Here is a 19997-nt window from a genome sequence, read left to right on the forward strand (position 1 = left end):
ATTTTTTGTCGATTAATCATTTACATTTCAGTATGCTAAAGACAAATAAGTAACTCTAAGTAAGACTTTCTGTGCTGAGTAAAACCCATATTACCGTTGCTCAAAATGCGTCAGGCCGAAGCTTAAACGTCCCTATATATCGCATTACTGATAATCTACCTGGGCCAAAAGTATATATTCAAAGCTCTATTCACGGCGCTGAAGTCCAAGGCAATGTCGTTATTTACCACCTTATAAATGCTTTAAGACATTATCAAATTAATGGTGAAATAATTCTTGTGCCTAATTGCAACCCTGTGGGCACAAACATAAAGGCGGGTGAATATACTATGGGCCGTTTTGATCCCGTCAATGGCACCAATTGGAATCGCGGTTATCATTATGATCCTGAGGATGTCTTAAGTTTTGTAAACACAGTAAAAGCCTCTGACTCATTGAACAAAATCAAAACCCGATTTAAAGCTAAAAGAGCTAAAGTTTTGGCACAAAAGCTTCAGCAACCTTGGGGCTTAGGTTTAGCCCAACAATTAAATTTACGTTTACAACAACTGTCTGTGGATGCTGACATTGTACTTGATTTGCATAATGGGCCTGTGTCTACTCGCCATATCTATATTCCTGAATACGCAGCTCAGTCAGCGTCATTATTTTCAATTCCCCATGTAATTTTTATTCCAAATAAATTTGCCGGCGCTTTGGATGAAGCCTCTTTTTGTCCATGGTGGACCTTACAAGAACAATTAGAGCAAAAATTTCAGCGACCTTATGACTTTGGAGTCGAGGCATTTACCATAGAAATGGGTAGCCAAGAAGTGATTGACTTTGATGAGGGTAAAGATGATGCCCACAGTATTTTGAGTTATTTAACCAACAAACAGGTTTTACAAAACGGCGACTATTCACCTCTAAATATTACTCGTTATGGTGTGAAACTTGCAGATTATAAAACCTTGTACACAGATTTTGGCGGTATGGTTGAATACTGCGCCAAACCGGGGCAATTTATTCAGAAAGGCGGCATAATGGCCAAGGTATTAAACATTGATAACCTTGATCAAGAAAGTGCGGTAAATGAACTTAGAGCACCTTGTCCCCTTATTCCGATCTTACATTTTCCATCGGCGTCTGTATTAAGCGGTACTCAACTGTATAAGTGTTTTACTCGCTATTGGAAAATTTAACTCTGTAACTATGTGCAACAGGTATATTTGGTTCTAAGAAAGAACAAATTAACACTACACAAAAAGATAGTTCTCACGTTCAATGAGAGATGGAAAATAAGAGCGTGTTTAAACAAATGGAATCAAAGGTAGTATGTCAATAAGTCAAATAGCGGTTATTTTTATATTTGTAGGTACAATTGCCGCATTGATCTTTAGTAATAAGCGCCCTGCTGGCATATTTGCCGCTAGCACATTAAGTTTAATGCTGATCCAACAAATCAGTTTTGATGACATTTTAAGTAATGCGACCAACACAGGCTTGGTGACCTTAATTCTATTATTAATCGTGAGTAACTCTCTTGATAAAACAACATTTTTGAAGAAGTTAGGCCGGAAAATAATCTCAACATCTTATTTTGCGTCTTATGCAAAGCTATTTGGATTAACCTTTTTTTCTTCAGCAATACTTAACAACACAGCCGTAGTGGCTAGTTTGATCAGTAGTGTTAAACAAAATCAGTTACATCCTGCCTCTAAGTTATTAATTCCTCTTTCATACGCAGCCATCCTAGGCGGTACAGTTACGCTCATTGGTACATCCACCAACCTGATAGTGGATAGTTTCTTGATCGAACATGGGCATTCAGGATTTGAGTTTTTTGATTTCACTATTTTTGGTCTGACAGCCGGATTAATCTGTGGCCTTGTGTTGTTTTTCTTAACCAAATTGTTACCAACATTTAGTGGCAATAAATCCAATTACACGAGTTATTTATTAGAAGCAGATGTAGAAGAAAATTCTGAGCTCATCGGTAAGACCGTTGAGCAAAATCATCTTAGAAATTTACCTGAGCTATTCCTTATCGAAGTAATTCGTAACAACAAAATTATCAGCCCAGTGGCACCCGATATGGAAATTGAGGCTGGCGATAAATTAATTTTTACGGGGAATATTAAGCACATTGATAATATTGGACACATCAAAGGGTTGACCATGTTTGCTGAGGCAGATGGACTACTCGGAGATAACCTAACCGAAGTGATCATCTCCAACCGAGCACCAATATTAGGTAAAACCTTAAAATCAGTTGGTTTTCGAGCCCTTTTTGATGCCGCCGTTGTAGCCATTCGAAGAGATGGAGAGTCAATCTCCGGTAAAATTGGAGAATTAAAATTAGAAGCAGGTGACTTTTTGTTATTAGCCACAGGTAACGATTTTCATCGACGACAAAACATATCGAAAAACTTCTTTATTGTGTCCGAACAAAAAATCACGCAAAAGTTAACGCCTTGGCAAGAAAGTATTACTTGGACAGGATTTTTCATCACTATACTTTTAGCTGCCTTATCAATATTACCATTGGCAACTGGTCTGTTATTTTTAGCCGCAGCCTTGGTTGTCTGTAAAATTACGTCTATTGCCGAAATTAAACGCCACCTTCCATTAAACTTGATATTGGTGATCGTTGGAGCACTTTGTTTGGCCCAGGGGTTAGAATCTTCGGGAGTATTAAACCAATTAACTGATTTCATCACGCCTTATCTACAAACATCATCCCCTATTTTTGCGTTGATTTTAGTCTACTTAATCACCTTGCTATTGACTGAATTTGTCACCAATAACGCAGCCGCTGCATTGATGTTTCCATTTGCCTATGGATTAGTGATTAGTATGAATTTACCCCTGATGCCCTTTGCATTAGCAGTTGCTTTTGCAGCTAGTGCTAGTTTCATTTCACCTTATGGGTATCAAACCAACTTGCTAGTATTCAGTGCCTCAGATTATAAGTTTAAGCATTTTGCAAAGGTAGGAACGCCGATTTCTATTTTGTACAGCTCAATCGTCATCGGCATGCTGACTTGGTATTACTTTTAATCCTGTTTGTTTTTGTTAATGAGTTATATTGGCGCCAATTGTAGGCCCAACCCGGAGCTCTGTGGCTAATTAATAAACAAAGAGAAACAGGCGCTAGTACTGATTGATCTTAATTGTGCTAATTTGTTATGAGGAATATCATAAAATTTGCGCAATATTTCCCCTGCAATCAGTTGAAAAAGCCGAAAACTCTGGTACTATCCCCTCATCAAATTTTTAGCCGAAAAATGACAATAGAGTGATTACGAGATTTAACCACCACCATCATAACAACACATAACCTTTCAGGTATGTGCTTGGAAGGTATTATTCCTTCCAAGTCGGCGAGTAAACCCTAGCCCTCGGAAGGAACTTTCGGGGGTTTTTTCTTTTTAGCTCAATGATTTTACAACACCTATATTAGTAAGGAATTGATTTATGAGCGATACAACGAGACTTCGCATTGCCGTACAAAAATCTGGCCGACTCAGTGATGACAGCATTGCTTTGCTAAAGGCCATTGGCATTAAACTGCAAATACGGGATCGTCTGTTAATAGCCCATAGTACTAATCAGCCTATAGATCTTCTAAGAGTTAGAGATGACGATATTCCAGGACTTGTAATGGATGGTGTTGTTGATCTGGGGTTTATTGGTGAAAACGAACTTGAAGAAAAAATGCTTGAGCGTCAAGCAGCCAATAAAAAATCAGATTATAAATCGTTAAGACGACTCGATTATGGTGGTTGTCGCCTTTCCATTGCAGTACCAAACGAAATGCAATACACCTCAATAGCTTCTCTTTCAGGCAAAAAGGTAGCCACTACTTATCCATATTTACTGGAGCGTTTCTTTGCGGCAGAAAATGTTGATGCACAAGCGGTTATGTTAACAGGCTCTGTGGAAGTTGCTCCGCGAGCCGGTGTAGCAGATGCTATTTGTGACTTAGTATCAACAGGTGCAACCTTAGAAGCCAACGGTTTATGTGAGCGAGACGTAGTTTTCAAATCTAAAGCGGTGTTGATTCAAAAATCTGAACCTTTAAGTGAAGAAAAACAGCAATTAGTCAATCGTTTGCTACCAAGGATTGATGGCGTTATTCAAGCTAAAGAAAGTAAGTACATTATGCTACACGCACCAAAGAATTATTTGGAACAGGTCAATCGCTTGTTACCTGGTGCTGAAAATCCCACTGTATTGCCTTTGGCTGGTCATGATGATCGCGTTGCAGTGCACGTTGTATCCTCTGAAACTCTTTTCTGGGAAACCATGGAAAAGTTAAAAGCCCTAGGTTGTAGTTCAATACTCGTACTACCGATTGAGAAAATGATGGGGTAATGTGCGATGACAATTGCTCAATCAATATTAAACTGGTCGAGTTTAAATGACGCTCAAAAGCGTCAAGCGCTCGCTCGCCCCGCAATTTCAAATTCAGAAAAGTTGCGCAATACGGTGTCGGTGATCATCTCTAAGGTTCGAAATGAAGGAGATAACGCGCTTTTGTCCTATGCTAAAGAGTTCGATAAAGTAAACCTGACGCAATTAAAACTAACTAGCGTACAAATTCAGCAGCAAATCGATACATTAAGTGATGAAGTCAAAGCTGCCATAGATCTCGCGTATGAGAATATACGAGCGTTTCATTTAGCCCAGTACCCTAAAAATATTCGCTTAGAAACTAAGCCGGGCGTAGTGTGTGAACAAAAACATGCGCCTATTCCAAGAGTGGGTCTTTATATTCCTGGTGGCACAGCACCTCTGCCTTCTACTGTATTAATGCTCGGGGTTTGTGCCCAAGTTGCCGAATGTCCTTTACCGGTTATTTGTACACCACCCAATAAACAAGGCTTGGTGGCGCCTGAAATATTATACGCAGCGAATAAATGTGGTATTTCTGACGTTTATTTAGCTGGCGGCGCTCAAGCAATAGCGGCATTGGCTTTTGGAACGGAAAGTATTCCCAAAGTTGATAAAATTTTCGGCCCCGGCAACAGTTTTGTGACGGAAGCAAAACAACAAGTGAGTCAAACCGTCGAAGGCGCAGCCATTGACATGCCTGCTGGACCATCCGAGGTCATGGTATTAGCCGATAAAGACGCTAATCCAGCCTTTGTTGCATCCGACCTATTATCTCAAGCTGAACACGGTGTGGATTCACAAGCTGTGTTAGTCAGTGATTCAATGGTACTGATTGAACAAGTTCAGCAAGAAGTAGAAAGTCAGCTGTCACAACTTCCCCGTAAAGAGATTGCCGCAGCCTCAATCGCCAATAGCCGTTATATCTTTTGCGATGACTTAGTAAGTTGTATAACAGTGGTGAACGAATATGCCGCAGAACACCTGATTGCACAAATTAACAGTGCGGAAAACCTGGTAGATAAACTAGCAAACGCAGGGTCTATTTTCGTAGGTCCTTGGTCTCCAGAATCAGCTGGAGACTACGCCAGCGGTACTAATCACGTATTACCTACCTATGGCTATGCTCGCAATTATTCCAGCTTGGGGTTGTTAGATTTTATGCGTCGTTTTACTGTGCAAACGCTTAGTCCCACTGGTATCCAAAACATCGGGCCTGCCATTATGCGCTTGGCGGAAGCAGAAGGTTTAGACGCACATAAAAAAGCAGTCGAACTTCGTTTGCAGCAACTTGCTAAACAAGGAAAAGCATAATGGCTGATTGGATAGATAATATTACCAATAACTATGTCAGGAAGCTGGTGCCATATCAGTCAGCTCGTCGATTATTCTCTTCTGATAGCGCCCAAGGTCAGCCTTTATGGTTAAACGCAAATGAAGCCCCAGAAGCTGAAAATATCGACATTGACTCTAGCTTATTCAATCGTTATCCAGATTGCCAACCTACCAGTGTGATAGATGCTTATGCAGCCTATGCGGGGTTAAACAAGAAACAAGTCTTGGTGTCTAGAGGTGCTGATGAAGGCATAGAGCTGATAATTCGGGCTTTTTGTGCGCCAGGAAAAAGTAGCATTCTAATTTGCCCTCCCACTTATGGCATGTATGCCATTAGTGCTGAAACCTTTAATGTTGGGGTAGAAAGAGCTCCCCTAAATAAGGATTTTACCTTACAGCTTGATGAAATTGAAAAATATGTAGACAAGGTGAATGTGGTTTTTCTGTGTTCTCCGAATAATCCCACAGGAACACTGATTTCCCAACAACAAATTCGTCAGGTCTTGTCCATGTTCGAAGGAAAAGCTGTAGTAGTGCTAGATGAAGCTTACATAGAATTTTCCCATCAGGACAACCAAAGTGCCTTGCTAGCCGAATATGAAAATTTGGTCATTTTACGTACCTTATCTAAAGCTTTTGCATTAGCAGGTATTCGTTGTGGCTTTACCTTAGCAAGTGAAAAAATAATCCAAACCCTATTAAAAGTCATAGCGCCCTACCCTGTACCAGCTCCAGTAGCGCAGGTAGCAGCGAAAGCTTTATCGACTACAGGCATTAATAAAACATTGGTTCGAGTGAAAAAACTCAGTAGTGAGTTGACGCGAATACAGCTGCATTTGTTGACTATTGAAGGTGTTTCAATTGTGGGTGATACCAAAGGTAATTTTGTATTGTTTCGACATCCTGAAAACCCAGAATTAATGCAATATCTGGTGTCCCAAAACCTATATATTCGCGATCAGTCAAAGCAATTACTACTCGACAATTGTTTACGAATTACGGTGGGAACCGTAGATGAGAATAATCGTTTATTAGATGCAATTAATGCATTTTTTACTAACCCCTTAGCGCGTCAAAATAAGGAATAAACTATGGGTCAGCAAGCTATATTATTTATCGATAGAGATGGCACCTTAGTGGAAGAGCCTCCCATTGATAAACAACTGGACTCATTGCAAAAGTTGGTATTTGAACCGCAAGTAATCCCCGCTCTTCTAGCGTTGCAAAAAGCAGGCTTTCGCCTGGTGATGGTGTCCAATCAAGATGGATTAGGTACCTCAAGTTTCCCGCAACAAGACTTTGATGCTCCTCACAACATGATGATGCAGATATTTTCTAGTCAAGGGGTAGTTTTTGATGACGTGCTAATTTGTCCGCATTTTCCAGAAGATGAATGTAGTTGCCGTAAACCTAAACTTGGTTTAGTCAAAGATTATCTTCAACAAGGAAAAGTAGATTTTACTCGTTCCTTCGTTATTGGTGACAGAGATACAGATGTGCAACTCGCTGAGAACATGGGTATCACCGGCATTAAATATGATCGCAAAGAAACAAATTGGCCAGCGATTGTGACTCAATTGACTGTCAATGCACGTATTGCTGAAGTTACCCGAAAGACCAGTGAGACCGACATTCAGGTAAAAGTAAATCTAGATAGCCAGTCCAAATCGAAGATACATACAGGGCTTGGTTTCTTTGATCATATGTTAGATCAAATAGCCACCCACGGTGGGTTTTATCTAGAACTTAATGTGAATGGCGATTTGCACATAGATGATCATCATAGTGTGGAAGATACAGCTTTGGCTTTAGGTGAAGCATTGAAGAAAGCACTGGGTGACAAACGTGGTATTGGCCGTTTCGGATTTGCTTTACCTATGGATGAGTGCAGAGCTGAATGCATTATGGATATTTCAAATAGACCGCATCTTAAATTTGAAGCCGAATTTAGCCGAGATCAAGTGGGTGAAATGGCAACTGAAATGGTGCCGCACTTTTTCTATTCAATTGCTCAAGCCATGGGACTTTCATTGCACCTAAGTACCACTGAAGGGAATGCGCACCACCAAGTCGAAAGTTTATTTAAAGTGTTTGGCCGAGCATTACGTCAAGCCATCAGTAAACAGGGTGATGCACTTCCAAGTTCAAAAGGAACCTTGTAAATGTCTGCCAATAAAGTCACTGTGATTAATACAGGTTGTGCCAATATCTCTTCAGTTAAGTTTGCAATGGAGCGTTTAGGTGCTCAAGTGACGGTATCTGATGACATTGCCGAAATTGCAAAATCTGAACGTCTGATATTACCCGGTGTAGGCGCAGCACCTGCGGCAATGAAAAGCATTAATACCAAACATTTAAGCGCTTGCATTCAGAATTTGACTCAACCTGTTTTGGGTGTCTGTTTAGGGATGCAACTCATGGTTGAAGCTTCTGCTGAAAATGATTTGGGAAATTCTGCCATTACACCATGTCTAAACTTGATGCCGGGCAAAGTAGAACGTATGCAAGTAGGTGAACTGCGCCTGCCTCATATGGGCTGGAATCAAGTCAGTAGTGTAGAGCAGAATCCGCTATTTGCTGGAGTTGATGATGGCAGTTATTTCTATTTCGTGCATAGTTTTGCAGTGGCTAAATACAGTCAAACACTCGCCACTTGTGAATATGGCATGACATTCTCTGCCGCTATACATTATAAAAACTTTTTTGGTGTGCAATTTCACCCTGAACGCAGCAGTCAAGCCGGCGCTCAGTTGTTGCGTAACTTTTTAACCATGTAATGAATTTGGAAATCAACCTATGATAATTCCAGCAATAGATCTGATTGATGGCAAAGTCGTGCGCTTATTTCAAGGTGACTATGCACAAACCACTGAATATCAAAAAGACCCTATAGAAGTCGTGCATAAATATGCAAATGCAGGGGCAAAGATTTTGCATATAGTTGACCTCACAGGGGCAAAAGACACCAGTAAACGCCAGATTTCATTAATTAAAGATATGGTTGCCACCGGCGTCATGCGCTTTCAAAGTGGCGGCGGAATTCGCTCAGAAAAAGATGTCCAAGATCTGTTAGATGCTGGAATTGAACGCGTTGTTATTGGTTCGTTAGCAGTGTCAGAGCAAGCACTTGTCGCCTCATGGTTTGAAAAATACGGCGCCGATAAAATAGTCCTGGCCTTGGATGTTAATATAGATTCTGAAGGCAACAAATTCGTTGCAACTCACGGTTGGCAACAAGATTCTGGCGTCAGCATAGAGTCGCTGATTCAGTTTTATTCCCAAGTAGGATTAAAACACGTGCTATGTACAGACATTAGTCGTGACGGGACTTTGCAAGGTTCTAATAATGCCTTGTATGCAGAATTAGTAAAAGAATATCCACAGATTGAATGGCAAGCTTCTGGTGGAATAGGCAGTTTGCAAGACATACAAGCACTGATTCCGACAAAATGTCAGCACGTAATTTTAGGTAGAGCCTTATTGGAAGGAAAATTCACCCTAGAGGAGGCATTAGCATGTTGGCCAAACGCATAATTCCCTGCTTAGATGTCCGCGATGGTGTCGTAGTTAAGGGCGTTAAATTCCGTAATCACGAAATTATTGGTGACATAGTGCCACTAGCAAAACGCTATGCAGAAGCGGGTGCTGACGAATTAGTGTTTTATGACATTACGGCATCCAGCGATCAAAGAGTGGTGGATAAGAGTTGGGTCACCAAAATTGCCCAAGTAATCGACATTCCGTTTTGTGTTGCTGGCGGAATAAAAAGTGTTGCTGATGCTGGTATCATTTTAGAAATGGGGGCTGATAAAATTTCAGTCAATAGCCCTGCTTTATCAAATCCGCAATTAATCACTGATTTATACAATACATTTGGTCAACAATGTGTGGTGGTGGGTGTAGACAGCTTCTACAATGAGCAAAGCGGAAATTATGAAGTTTATCAGTTTACTGGTGATGAAAAACGTACAGCTAAAACCAAATGGCAAACCCTAGACTGGATAAAAGAAGTGCAAGCCCGCGGAGCTGGTGAAATTGTGCTTAATTGTATGAATCAAGATGGTGTTAGAAAAGGATACGACATCTCGCAATTGGCAGCTGTCCGTGAGGTTTGTAATGTACCTCTTATAGCCTCTGGCGGTGCTGGCGAAATGCAGCACTTCAAAGATGTGTTTGAACAAGCTGACGTAGATGGCGCGCTCGCTGCATCCGTTTTTCACAAAGCAGTGATAGACATCCCTGAACTCAAGCGCTGGTTAAAATCCCAGCAAATATCAATGCGAGATTGTTAGCTTCATCAGCAACAGTATTTACTAATAAAACTTACAGAATTCTATTATGAAGATTACAAAAGATAACCTAGACCAATTAGATTGGCAAAAGATGGATAGTCTAATGCCTTGTATTGTGCAAGATGCCACAAGTGGCCAAGTCTTAATGCATGGTTATATGGATCAAGCTGCGTTAGAAAAAACCTTAGACAGCCAGTTAGTGACTTTTTTTAGTCGCTCAAAACAGCGTTTGTGGACCAAAGGCGAAACCTCAGGCAACGTTTTAGCTCTTGTTGACGTTAGCACAGATTGTGATCTTGACGCTTTATTAGTGCTTGCCAATGCACATGGGCCAACTTGTCATAAAGGCACCCTTTCTTGCTTTGCTGCTGCAGAAAGTTCTGATTTCGGTTTCCTTGCGCAATTAGAGTCTATTATTGCTGAGCGTAAAAATGCTTCTCCGGACTCCAGTTATACGGCCAGTTTATTTAATAAAGGGATTAAACGAATTGCGCAAAAAGTAGGAGAAGAAGGTGTTGAAACTGCATTAGCGGCAACGGTAAAAGACCTTGAAGAGCTTAAAAATGAATCCGCAGATTTACTCTATCATTTAACCGTTTTACTACAGGCGAGTGATTTAGAATACAAAGATGTAATTGCTATTTTAAGAGAAAGACACAAGCAATAGGTTAAAAATCAAACAGTTTTTCGTCGGTAAATAATTAACTTTGGACGTCTTTGCATAGTTAATATTTATTCTTAAACCGCTTTATTAAAAGCCTGATTTATATAGAAGTTCTTTCATTCAATCAGGCTTTACATATCCCACTCCATTTATTCACAATTAAATAACATTATTGCTGGGTACGGTTTTCGTTGTCAGGGCGAAAACAAGTTGATACATTAAGTTAATGGCGCTGGTTATGTGCTTGGAATTTATTACTTTTTACTCAGTTTAATACTTAACTACAAGAAAATAATCATACGGGGTTAGTTTGAATCATACACTGCGACTCGCCATCATTTTAGTCTTTATGTGGTTGCTGCTCTCTGACATGTTCGAGCCGCTGCTACTGACATTTGGATTGTTTTCCGTAGGATTCTCCTTGTGGATTACGACACGAATGTTAAAAATCGACAAAGAGAGGTACACCTTCTTTGTCACTGGCAGTTTTATAAAGTTTCTATTCAAACTCGGTATTAAAGTTATTCAATCAAATATAGATGTCAGCGCGAGAATATTGGGATTCAAACCTGTAGAGTCGACTTTTATTACCATAAAAATGCCCTATAAAGACGATGTGGCTCAAGTGCTTTACGCAAATGCAATTACTCTAACACCGGGCTCTTCAAGCATAGCGTTAGATGATAACTACTTATTAGTACATACAATCAGCGAACAAAGTGCCCATGATCTGGCTAGTGGCGACATGTTAAATATTATGCCGAAACAGTACGCCATCCATGACGTAGAGATTGAATCCAAATGACGCTTTATTTTCTAATTGCCGCAATAGCAATCATGTTTACCATGGCATTAGCACTGTGCAGAGCATTGCTGGGGCCAAGTGTTTTTGATCGCATTCTGGCAGTCAACATGTTTGGTACTAAAGCCGTTCTGTTGGTCGCCATCTTTGCTTTTTTCAGTGGGCGTCACGATTTATTGGATATTGCATTGCTGTACTCTTTATTAAACTTTGTTGGTGTAATTGCTGCGCTCCGTTTAGTCGAAAGAGGGAAATTTTTTGCTAATAACAAAGGCCATAGTGTAAAAATGGAGGACGAATAATATGCTAGATATATTCAGTTTCATTTTTGTAGGTCTAGGTTGTCTGTTAGGCTTAATAGGTGGTATTGGTATTCTTCGACTACCGGATACCTACGCACGTCTGCATGCAGTAGGTGTCACCGATACCCTGTGTACTTTCTTAATTTTGTTTGGCTTAGCCCTTCAAATCACCGAATACATTGTTCTCTCTAAACTCATTTTGATTTTTCTATTTTTGGCCTTCACGAGCCCTGCATCTTCGTATGCATTAGCTAATAATGCTTGGCGTTGGGGATTAAGACACAACCAAAAAATTCATACACTTTCCATTGACCAAACGGAAACACAAAAAGAGGTGGAAAAATGAGTTTACTGGTAAATTTAGTACTGTTGTTTTTCTTATTAGTTATGGCGCTGGCTGTACTGAAAACTAAGCATTTATTTGCCATGGCGATGTTGTTTGGACTTTATAGCCTGTTAGTTGCTGGACTTTTTGTTGTACTTGACGCGCCAGATGTAGCTTTCACTGAAGCAGCTGTGGGCACTGGAATTTCCACCGTACTCATGTTGGTCACTTTAGCTTCAATTCGTGATGGTCATGAAGCCACCACCCATGGTAAATATCGCGTCGCGCCTCTTGTCATCTGTATTTTCATGGGCGGATTGTTAATTTTCGGTACTCACGATATTGCAGAATTAGGCGATGCCAATAGCGCCCCCAACAGAGAAGTTGCTGCTCGATATATTGAAAAAGGTCAAAGTGAAACTGGTGTGCCCAACTTGGTGACTGCAGTACTTGCTAGTTATCGCGGATTCGACACTTTAGGTGAGGTCACTGTGGTATTGACCGCAGGCATAGGTGTTTTGTTATTACTTGGTAAGCGTAAAAAAATTCATGTAAAAACATCCGGAGGCGGCAATGGGAAATGATCTGATTTTACGTGTTGTTACCAAATGGCTGTCACCGGTGATCATTTTATTCGCACTATATGTGCAGTTTCATGGAGATTATAGTCCAGGAGGAGGTTTTCAAGCAGGCGTAATCTTTTCCTCCGCCATTCTTTTGTACGGACTCACATATGGACTTGATGCTGCATTAAAAGTTGTGCCCGAAACCGCACTCAAAGTCTGCGCCAGCATTGGAGTACTCTTGTACACCGGCGTTGGGGTGGTGTCTATGCTCAGAGGCGGGAATTTTTTAAATTACAGTGTGCTTTTAGATAGCCCCATTGCCGGTCAACATCTAGGTATTATCGTCATTGAATTGGGCGTTGGCATTACCGTAGCTTCCGTAATGATTCTATTATTTTTTACCTTTGCTAGACGAGTAACGCCAGAATGATGTCTGAATTTAATATGAGTGACGCTTTAAATTATGTTGCTGGCCACATCAACTATTGGATGATTATTGCTGTAATGATGGTGGGCTTGTACACCCTAATCAGCCGCACTAATTTGATGAAAAAATTGGCCGGTTTATCCATGTTTCAAACCGCTGTTATCTTGTTTTATGTAAGTTTAGGCAAAGTGACGGAGGGAACAGTTCCTATAATAGATCAAGGTTACACACTTTATTCAAATCCCCTGCCCCAAGTGTTGATGTTGACCGCTATTGTAGTCGGTGTAGCCACCACGGCCTTAGGCTTTGCTTTGGTCATAAGAATTAAGGAGTCTTACCACAGCATTGAAGAAAATGAGATTGAAGCCATGGATGGAAAAGAATGACTGAACAAATCACCATCCTGTTAATTGTTATTCCATTAATTGCAGCGCCTATTACTGCGCTGTTTAAACAAAACTTTTATGCCTGGATGATTACCCTTTTGGTATCCATATGTTGTGGCGTGATAAGCGGCTACATTCTGCTCGAAGTGATCGATGGTAAACATTTAATTTACGAATTGGGCGGATGGCGTCCTCCTTGGGGCATAGAATACAAAATTGACTCACTTAATGCTTTTATCGCCTTTATCGTAAGTGTTATTGCTATTGTGACTAACATTTTTGCTTATCGAAGTGTGCCTACGGAAATTAGCAAACAAAATATCGGATTGTTTTATGCAGCCATGCAGCTTTGCTTACTTGGTCTTTTGGGTATTGCATTAACGGGCGATATCTTTAATTTGTTCGTGTTTTTAGAAATTTCATCGTTATCTAGTTATGCCCTCATTAGCATGGGGAAAAAACGCCAAGCGTTAACCGCCGCGTTTTCTTATCTGATTTTGGGCACCATAGGCGCAACCTTTTTCTTAATTGGGGTTGGCTTCTTGTTTGCCGCTTCAGGTAGTTTAAACATTTCAGATATCGCCAATCGTTTCCATACCTTCGAAGATATGCAACTGGTGGTTACTGCTTTCATCTTTATTGTGCTAGGTCTAGCGTTAAAGGCCGCGATATTTCCTTTACACAGTTGGTTACCCAACGCCTATGGCTTTGCACCATCTACCGTCAGCATATTTCTATCCGCTACAGCAACAAAGGTGAGTATTTATGCCCTGATTAGAGTGCTTTTCGACCTTTATCCTGTAGATTATTGGCAATCACTGTTATTTCCTCAGATCTTATTAGTATTAGGCTGCGTTGGTGTAATTTATGGTTCATTTAGAGCCTGGCAACAAATTGAAATAAAGCGTTTATTAGCCTTTTCAAGTGTTGCGCAAATTGGTTACATCATTATCGGAATCGCCTTAATGAGCGAACTAGGCCTAACCGCCGCGGTCATTCATTTATTTAATCACGCGATCATTAAAGCAACCTTATTTATAGGTGCTGGGATTTTAATTTATCGGAGCAATACAACTAAGTTAGAAGACCTTAGGGGCTTTGGGGCTAGCATGCCATGGACGTTTGCAGCTATTACTATAGCAGGATTGAGCTTAATCGGCGTGCCAGGTACGGTTGGATTTGTAACTAAATGGTATTTGCTTGAAGCAGCAATTGAACAGAGTAAATGGATAGTGGTAATGGCCATTGTTATTGGGTCAGTTTTCGCTATTGCCTATATTTGGAAAATTGTTGAAGCACTCTACTTTAACTCAAAACGAAAAATACATATTCATAACGTGAAAAGTGGTGATATTAAGGTAGCCACGGCATCTAAAAGTATGGGACTAGCACTTTGGTTAGGCGCTTTTTCGTGCATTTATTTTGGTTTATTTACCGAGTTCCCCTTTGCGTCAGCTTACGCTGTAGCAAAAGGTTTGTTAGGACTATAGGGGTAGAATATGGAACTAACATACTGGTTAATGCTAACAATTATTACCCCTGTAGCTGGCGCATTAATAATATCTCAGCTCGACAAATATCCGAACATTCGCGAAGCCATTACCTTAATCACTGCCTTTAGCCTATTTGGTATCAATATTTGGTTATACCTTCAACATGATGGCGCAACCTATGGATATACCTTTGCAGAGCCCATTGAAGGCTTGGCCATTTCCTTTGTATTAAATGATTTTGGTCTTTTGTTTGCCCTTATTGCAAGTGGACTTTGGATTGCCACGTCAATTTATGCAATAGGCTACATGCGAGCCCATCATGAAACCCATCAAACACGTTTTTTCACCTTATTCGCAGTAGCTATTGCGGGTGTAATGGCAGTCGCTTATGCGGAAAACCTGTTCACTTTATTTATTTTTTATGAGTTTTTGACCGTTTCCACCTATCCATTAGTCACTCATGCAGGTACCAGAGAAGCTAAACGTGGCGGTCGTATCTATATACTGATTCTGATGGGGTCGAGTATTTTGTTTTTCCTTCCTGCGATGATCATTGTTTGGTTTACCGCGGGTTCTTTAGAATTTGTAAAAGGTGGTTTATTGAATGGCGCCTTGGATCCCGTCTATGTGTTGCCATTATTGGTTTTATTTTTATTAGGTATCAGCAAAGCTGGGATTATGCCGCTGCACAAGTGGCTTCCATCTGCTATGGTAGCCCCTACACCAGTGAGCGCCTTATTGCACGCGGTAGCTGTGGTAAAAGCAGGTGTGTTTTCTATCGTAAAAGTCGTTGTATTTATTTTTGGCACTGACTTTATTACTGAATCTTCCGCTAACGATTGGTTAATCTGGGTTCCAGCAATCACTATATTAATGGCGTCTTTTATTGCCTTAACCAAAGACAACTTAAAAGAACGGTTAGCTTATTCCACCATTAGTCAACTTAGTTACATCGTATTGGGTGCTATGATTGCAAATCAATTATCTATTGTCGGCGCCAGTATGCACATTGCTATGCATGCTTTCGCGAAAATTGCCCTGTTTTTCGCAGCAGGAGCAATTTTGGTCACAGCGCATAAGAAGTATGTAAGCGAATTAAAAGGGCTTGGCAGACAAATGCCATTTACCTTTGTGGTTTTCACCATAGGTACCTTGAGCATCATTGGCCTACCGTTTTTCGGCGGAATGTGGAGTAAGTGGTATTTGATATCCGGCGGATTGGAATTTACAGGCGTCCAAGCGACCTATTGGATGATCTTGATTACCCTAAGTGTCAGTTCAATGTTAAACATCTTTTATCTACTGAGTATTCCAATCCAAGGATTTTTTGCAGGAGAGCAAAAAGACGTTCAAATAAAAGAAGCACCTGTCGCCTGCTTAATTGGAATGGCAATCCCAACCTTAATGACTTTATACTTATTTTTCGATCCAGATATTGTTTACCGCCTCTCATTGGCTGTTGCTGGATAAGGCTCGCGGAGAATTTTCATGAATCAAAATAAACCCAACGCCGAAAAAATACCCTTTTTTGATAATCCCAAAAACATCAGCATTATGCTTATTAGTTTTTATGTTATTTGTGGCTTGCTGGTCATTTTAGACTTTGTGGTACACAGACACATTTATGTCAGCTTTGAAGAAATTCCCGCTTTTTACGCTATATATGGTTTTATTGCCTGTGTCGTCTTGGTGGTAATTGCAAAGGAAATGCGCAAACTGGTAATGCGTGATGAAAATTACTATCAAGATAGAGATGACACTGAATTAAATAGTCAAAGTACTGAAGATCATTCGCAGGAGTCAAAATGAGTTACACTATTCCTGCTTTCCTACCCTTTTTTATCGCTGCCTTAGTGGCATTAGTATTGCCACATCGCTTTCGCTATGTGCTAATTTTAGTACCCTTAATCAGTGGAATTTGTTTGTACATTTCTGGTGACGCTACCGCTTCCCATAGCATCTCTTTACATACATTTACCTTAGAATTGGTTGAAGTCGATAAACTCAGTTTAATGTTCGGATACTTATTCCATTTAGCTTGTTTTATTTGCTTAATTTACGCTATGCACTTAAAGGATAAATTGCACTTTGTTGCTGGGCTAAGTTATGCAGGCAGTGCGGTAGGCGCTGTTTTTGCGGGTGATTTTATTACCTTATTCATTTTTTGGGAGCTATTAGCGGTCACTTCAGCATTTCTTATATTTGCCAGAGGGACCAAAGCTGCAACAAGTGCTGGTATTCGATACCTGATGATCCAGATACTCTCTGGCGTGGCTCTATTAATAGCTGCCATTATGCATTATCAAGATGTCGGTAGTTTTGATATTGATTTTGTTGGTCTAGGGTCCGTTGCTTCTTATTTATTCCTATTTGCCTTTGGTGTAAAAGCAGCCTTCCCATTCTTACACACCTGGCTAACCGATGCTTATCCAGAAGCTACGCCTGTAGGCACAGTGTTTTTATCCGCCTTTACCACAAAAGTGGCGATTTATATGTTGGCCCGAACTTTCGCAGGTGAAGAATTATTAGTCTACATTGGCGCTGCAATGACTTGTTTCCCAATATTTTATGCAGTTATCGAAAACGACCTGCGTAAAGTATTAGCTTATAGCTTGATTAACCAGCTCGGATTCATGGTTTGTGGTGTTGGAATAGGGACAGCACTCGCCCTAAATGGAGCGGTTGCCCATGCCTTTAATGATGTAATATTTAAAGGTTTGCTATTTATGACCATGGGAGCTGTATTAACCCGTGTGGGCCATGTTAACGGTTCAAATCTAGGTGGCTTGTACAAGACTATGCCCAAGACTACATTATTCTGTGTTGTTGGCGCAGCGTCCATCTCAGCATTTCCTTTGTTTAGCGGCTTCATCAGTAAAAGCATGGTGATGGCAGCTATGATAGAAGCTGGTCATGAATATTTATGGCTGATGCTACTGTTTGCCTCCGCAGGGGTTTTCCACCATGCAGGGATAAAAATTCCTTTCTTTGCCTTTTTTGCACATGATTCAGGCATGCGCCCTAAAGAAGCCCCCACGAATATGTTAATTGCAATGGGTATAGCATCTGTTCTGTGTATTGCGTTCGGTAGCTACCCTTGGATAGTCTATCATTTGCTACCTTGGGAAAATGCGTATCAACCCTACGATTTAACCCATACCCTAACCCAACTACAACTATTGTTCTTCTCTGCCTTAGCCTTTGTATGGTTGAATAAAATGGGCCTTTATCCGCCTGAATTACGTTCAGTTAATTTAGATGTTGAATGGCTCTACCGAAAAGCTTTGCCAAAATTTGGAAACATCTGTTTTAACGCAATGAACGCTATTTTAGATGGCCTTTTTAGGTTCAAGTTATTAGGTCGTCATCTTTTACCAAAACGACAAGCGCACGCCGGCGCTAACGCCGCCACGTTGACATATCGAATGGTCATTGGTTTTGTATTACTGGCGATAATCGCCTTTATCACAGAGATTGTATGAGCTCTACAAACGTAAAAGATAGTCTCAAGGCGTTTGGTACATAAAAATACAACAGTGAATGTAAAGCTATGTAAAGAGACTTTTATATTCAATCAGCGCATGATTGAATAGACATATGTTTCACTTCACATCTCGTTTTATACATGAATCAAAATTATGCAGATTTTGCCAGATATCTGCTTTTGTCGGCAGTAGTTAGTATCTGGGGTTGTGCCAATACAAATGAAATAACACCTATATCAAAGCAAATTGATATAGCCCCCAATTGGCAATCAGAGACAAATCAGAACTCAGTCGAGCAAGGTTGGATTTCTACACTTAACAATCAAGAATTAATCACCTTTGTGGATTTAGCATTAGTGCAGAACCAAGAACTGCAACAAATGTATTATTCTGTTCAGCAATCTCAACATGATTTGGCAATAGCTGAAGCCGAAAATTGGCCTTCAATAAATCTCGCAAACTCCATTGGGCGTCAAAAAAACAATCAACCTGTTAATTATTCTAATTCAGCTTCGATCGGTTTCAACTTCAATTATGAACTTGATGTTTTTGGTAAGCTAAGTGCAACGCAACGACAGGCACAATACCTATATTTAGCGCAACAATTTGAATATCAGCAAGCAAAGGAACAACTGGTCGCAGATGTGATCCTAGCCTATTATAACGTCATCAGACAACAGCAACTTCTGCAATTGCGACAGCAACAATTAGATAATGCTAAGACTGATCTCGACATTATCGAGCGAGGCTATAAACAAGGGATTAATGAATCCTTGGATGTGTACTTAACTAGAAATGCACTTGCCACAGTAGAAGCCTCACTCATGGAGCAAAATTCCACCTTAGTCTTGGCGATTAGAAGCCTTGAACGACTAGTTGGCAAATACCCAGCGGGAATGCTTACAGTTTCTGATAGATTCCCAGAGATTTCCCAACAAATATCGACGGGTGTGCCAAGTGAACTCATTTCTAGGAAGCCAGGCATTCAAAGTGCTTGGTATTCACTTATGAGTCAAAATGAGGCTTTAGGAATAGCGCATAAAAACAGATACCCGAGCTTGAGTTTTTCCGCTTCACTAGGAGATTCAGCAGATAGTTATAGTAATTTACTTTCTTCTTCAGAGTTAGCTTGGTCCTTACTGGGTAACTTAACAGTGCCTATTTTCCAAGGCGGCTTATTAAAAGCTCAAGAAGAAAAAGCCAGATTGGCACTGAAACAGAGTGAAGAAATTTATATAGCAACATTATTAGACGCCTTTGCTGATGTTGAAAATACCCTAACCCAAGAAAATAATTTACAAATTCAATACGCAAAAACCTTTTCTGCAAGTGAATATGCCCAAAGAGCGCAGGACATTGCCTTTCAGCAATATCAAAGAGGCCTAGTGACTTATACAACAGTGCTTGATGCGCAAGATAGAGCCTATAGTGCGCAAATTAACCTTATTAATCTTGCTTATCAGCGTCTTGAAAACCAAATTTTGCTGCGTTTAGCTCTTGGCGGCAGTTTAACTAATATTAACAATGATCTATCGAGTAGTTGAAA

At 40.4% G+C, this 19997-nt stretch carries 21 protein-coding genes; all 21 read left to right on the forward strand.

All coding sequences use genetic code 11. From position 1 onward, the window contains the following. Positions 1–71: 71 nt before the first annotated feature. The 21 genes from ACNKW3_RS16265 (at position 72) to ACNKW3_RS16365 (ending at position 19995) form a co-directional block, all read left to right on the forward strand. The gene (locus ACNKW3_RS16265; RefSeq protein ID WP_427400377.1) at positions 72–1181 is read left to right on the forward strand and encodes a peptidase M14; all 1110 of its coding nucleotides are present in this window, start codon (positions 72–74) and stop codon (positions 1179–1181) included. Between the two features lie 133 nt (positions 1182–1314). After that, the gene (locus ACNKW3_RS16270; RefSeq protein ID WP_427400378.1) at positions 1315–3039 is read left to right on the forward strand and encodes an SLC13 family permease; all 1725 of its coding nucleotides are present in this window, start codon (positions 1315–1317) and stop codon (positions 3037–3039) included. A 417-nt stretch (positions 3040–3456) separates the two neighbouring features. Beyond that, positions 3457–4356, forward strand: coding sequence for an ATP phosphoribosyltransferase (gene hisG / locus ACNKW3_RS16275; RefSeq protein WP_427400379.1), 900 nt, complete (start codon positions 3457–3459; stop codon positions 4354–4356). A 24-nt stretch (positions 4357–4380) separates the two neighbouring features. After that, on the forward strand, positions 4381–5688 hold the full coding sequence (gene hisD / locus ACNKW3_RS16280; protein ID WP_427400421.1) for a histidinol dehydrogenase: 1308 nt from the start codon (positions 4381–4383) through the stop codon (positions 5686–5688). Further along, positions 5688–6797 carry a histidinol-phosphate transaminase gene (gene hisC / locus ACNKW3_RS16285; protein ID WP_427400380.1) on the forward strand — a complete coding sequence of 370 codons (1110 nt, stop codon included), beginning with the start codon at positions 5688–5690 and terminating at the stop codon, positions 6795–6797. The genes hisD and hisC overlap by 1 nt, the downstream gene beginning before the upstream one ends. Before the next feature lie 3 nt (positions 6798–6800). Further along, a complete protein-coding gene (gene hisB, locus ACNKW3_RS16290) occupies positions 6801–7871 on the forward strand; it encodes a bifunctional histidinol-phosphatase/imidazoleglycerol-phosphate dehydratase HisB (protein WP_427400381.1) in 1071 nt (356 codons plus the stop codon). Further along, positions 7872–8486, forward strand: a complete 615-nt coding sequence (gene hisH, locus ACNKW3_RS16295) for an imidazole glycerol phosphate synthase subunit HisH (protein WP_427400382.1) — start codon at positions 7872–7874, stop codon at positions 8484–8486. 19 nt (positions 8487–8505) lie between these two features. Further along, positions 8506–9243, forward strand: coding sequence for a 1-(5-phosphoribosyl)-5-[(5-phosphoribosylamino)methylideneamino]imidazole-4-carboxamide isomerase (gene hisA / locus ACNKW3_RS16300; RefSeq protein ID WP_427400383.1), 738 nt, complete (start codon positions 8506–8508; stop codon positions 9241–9243). Beyond that, positions 9225–10001: an imidazole glycerol phosphate synthase subunit HisF gene (gene hisF / locus ACNKW3_RS16305; RefSeq protein WP_427400384.1), complete on the forward strand. Its 777-nt coding sequence runs from the start codon at positions 9225–9227 to the stop codon at positions 9999–10001. The genes hisA and hisF overlap by 19 nt, the downstream gene beginning before the upstream one ends. A 46-nt stretch (positions 10002–10047) precedes the next feature. Next, entirely contained in the window at positions 10048–10668 is a 621-nt protein-coding gene (gene hisIE, locus ACNKW3_RS16310) for a bifunctional phosphoribosyl-AMP cyclohydrolase/phosphoribosyl-ATP diphosphatase HisIE (RefSeq protein WP_427400385.1), read from the forward strand. Between the two features lie 307 nt (positions 10669–10975). Continuing rightward, on the forward strand, positions 10976–11470 hold the full coding sequence (locus ACNKW3_RS16315; protein WP_427400386.1) for a Na+/H+ antiporter subunit E: 495 nt from the start codon (positions 10976–10978) through the stop codon (positions 11468–11470). Then, entirely contained in the window at positions 11467–11769 is a 303-nt protein-coding gene (locus ACNKW3_RS16320) for a monovalent cation/H+ antiporter complex subunit F (protein WP_427400387.1), read from the forward strand. The genes ACNKW3_RS16315 and ACNKW3_RS16320 overlap by 4 nt, the downstream gene beginning before the upstream one ends. Before the next feature lies 1 nt (position 11770). Beyond that, positions 11771–12115, forward strand: a complete 345-nt coding sequence (gene mnhG / locus ACNKW3_RS16325) for a monovalent cation/H(+) antiporter subunit G (RefSeq protein ID WP_427400388.1) — start codon at positions 11771–11773, stop codon at positions 12113–12115. Further along, entirely contained in the window at positions 12112–12678 is a 567-nt protein-coding gene (locus ACNKW3_RS16330) for a DUF4040 domain-containing protein (protein WP_427400389.1), read from the forward strand. Before mnhG ends, ACNKW3_RS16330 begins: the two co-directional genes overlap by 4 nt. Beyond that, positions 12668–13090, forward strand: coding sequence for a Na(+)/H(+) antiporter subunit B (locus ACNKW3_RS16335; RefSeq protein WP_427400390.1), 423 nt, complete (start codon positions 12668–12670; stop codon positions 13088–13090). The genes ACNKW3_RS16330 and ACNKW3_RS16335 overlap by 11 nt, the downstream gene beginning before the upstream one ends. Then, entirely contained in the window at positions 13087–13473 is a 387-nt protein-coding gene (locus ACNKW3_RS16340) for a cation:proton antiporter subunit C (protein WP_427400391.1), read from the forward strand. Before ACNKW3_RS16335 ends, ACNKW3_RS16340 begins: the two co-directional genes overlap by 4 nt. Further along, complete coding sequence (locus ACNKW3_RS16345) at positions 13470–14963, forward strand: monovalent cation/H+ antiporter subunit D family protein (protein ID WP_427400392.1); 1494 nt, start codon at positions 13470–13472, stop codon at positions 14961–14963. Before ACNKW3_RS16340 ends, ACNKW3_RS16345 begins: the two co-directional genes overlap by 4 nt. 9 nt (positions 14964–14972) lie before the next feature. Continuing rightward, the gene (locus tag ACNKW3_RS16350) at positions 14973–16436 is read left to right on the forward strand and encodes a proton-conducting transporter membrane subunit (protein WP_427400393.1); all 1464 of its coding nucleotides are present in this window, start codon (positions 14973–14975) and stop codon (positions 16434–16436) included. 18 nt (positions 16437–16454) lie between these two features. Then, positions 16455–16775, forward strand: coding sequence for a hypothetical protein (locus ACNKW3_RS16355; RefSeq protein ID WP_427400394.1), 321 nt, complete (start codon positions 16455–16457; stop codon positions 16773–16775). Further along, positions 16772–18448, forward strand: coding sequence for a Na(+)/H(+) antiporter subunit D (locus ACNKW3_RS16360; protein ID WP_427400395.1), 1677 nt, complete (start codon positions 16772–16774; stop codon positions 18446–18448). The genes ACNKW3_RS16355 and ACNKW3_RS16360 overlap by 4 nt, the downstream gene beginning before the upstream one ends. Before the next feature lie 143 nt (positions 18449–18591). After that, positions 18592–19995, forward strand: coding sequence for an efflux transporter outer membrane subunit (locus ACNKW3_RS16365; RefSeq protein WP_427400396.1), 1404 nt, complete (start codon positions 18592–18594; stop codon positions 19993–19995). Positions 19996–19997: the final 2 nt, after the last annotated feature.

The sequence above is a fragment of the Glaciecola sp. 1036 genome, from assembly GCF_050306235.1.
Classification (GTDB): Bacteria; Pseudomonadota; Gammaproteobacteria; order Enterobacterales; family Alteromonadaceae; genus Glaciecola.

Excerpts from the sequence above, each read along its gene's own strand:
- ACNKW3_RS16270 (WP_427400378.1), top strand. The coding sequence starts at position 1,315 with ATGTCAATAAGTCAAATAGCGGTTATTTTTATATTTGTAGGTACAATT.
- hisG (WP_427400379.1), top strand. The coding sequence starts at position 3,457 with ATGAGCGATACAACGAGACTTCGCATTGCCGTACAAAAATCTGGCCGA.
- hisC (WP_427400380.1), top strand. The coding sequence starts at position 5,688 with ATGGCTGATTGGATAGATAATATTACCAATAACTATGTCAGGAAGCTG.
- hisB (WP_427400381.1), top strand. The coding sequence starts at position 6,801 with ATGGGTCAGCAAGCTATATTATTTATCGATAGAGATGGCACCTTAGTG.
- hisH (WP_427400382.1), top strand. The coding sequence starts at position 7,872 with ATGTCTGCCAATAAAGTCACTGTGATTAATACAGGTTGTGCCAATATC.
- hisA (WP_427400383.1), top strand. The coding sequence starts at position 8,506 with ATGATAATTCCAGCAATAGATCTGATTGATGGCAAAGTCGTGCGCTTA.
- hisF (WP_427400384.1), top strand. The coding sequence starts at position 9,225 with ATGTTGGCCAAACGCATAATTCCCTGCTTAGATGTCCGCGATGGTGTC.
- hisIE (WP_427400385.1), top strand. The coding sequence starts at position 10,048 with ATGAAGATTACAAAAGATAACCTAGACCAATTAGATTGGCAAAAGATG.
- ACNKW3_RS16320 (WP_427400387.1), top strand. The coding sequence starts at position 11,467 with ATGACGCTTTATTTTCTAATTGCCGCAATAGCAATCATGTTTACCATG.
- mnhG (WP_427400388.1), top strand. The coding sequence starts at position 11,771 with ATGCTAGATATATTCAGTTTCATTTTTGTAGGTCTAGGTTGTCTGTTA.
- ACNKW3_RS16330 (WP_427400389.1), top strand. The coding sequence starts at position 12,112 with ATGAGTTTACTGGTAAATTTAGTACTGTTGTTTTTCTTATTAGTTATG.
- ACNKW3_RS16335 (WP_427400390.1), top strand. The coding sequence starts at position 12,668 with ATGGGAAATGATCTGATTTTACGTGTTGTTACCAAATGGCTGTCACCG.
- ACNKW3_RS16340 (WP_427400391.1), top strand. The coding sequence starts at position 13,087 with ATGATGTCTGAATTTAATATGAGTGACGCTTTAAATTATGTTGCTGGC.
- ACNKW3_RS16345 (WP_427400392.1), top strand. The coding sequence starts at position 13,470 with ATGACTGAACAAATCACCATCCTGTTAATTGTTATTCCATTAATTGCA.
- ACNKW3_RS16350 (WP_427400393.1), top strand. The coding sequence starts at position 14,973 with ATGGAACTAACATACTGGTTAATGCTAACAATTATTACCCCTGTAGCT.
- ACNKW3_RS16355 (WP_427400394.1), top strand. The coding sequence starts at position 16,455 with ATGAATCAAAATAAACCCAACGCCGAAAAAATACCCTTTTTTGATAAT.
- ACNKW3_RS16360 (WP_427400395.1), top strand. The coding sequence starts at position 16,772 with ATGAGTTACACTATTCCTGCTTTCCTACCCTTTTTTATCGCTGCCTTA.
- ACNKW3_RS16365 (WP_427400396.1), top strand. The coding sequence starts at position 18,592 with ATGAATCAAAATTATGCAGATTTTGCCAGATATCTGCTTTTGTCGGCA.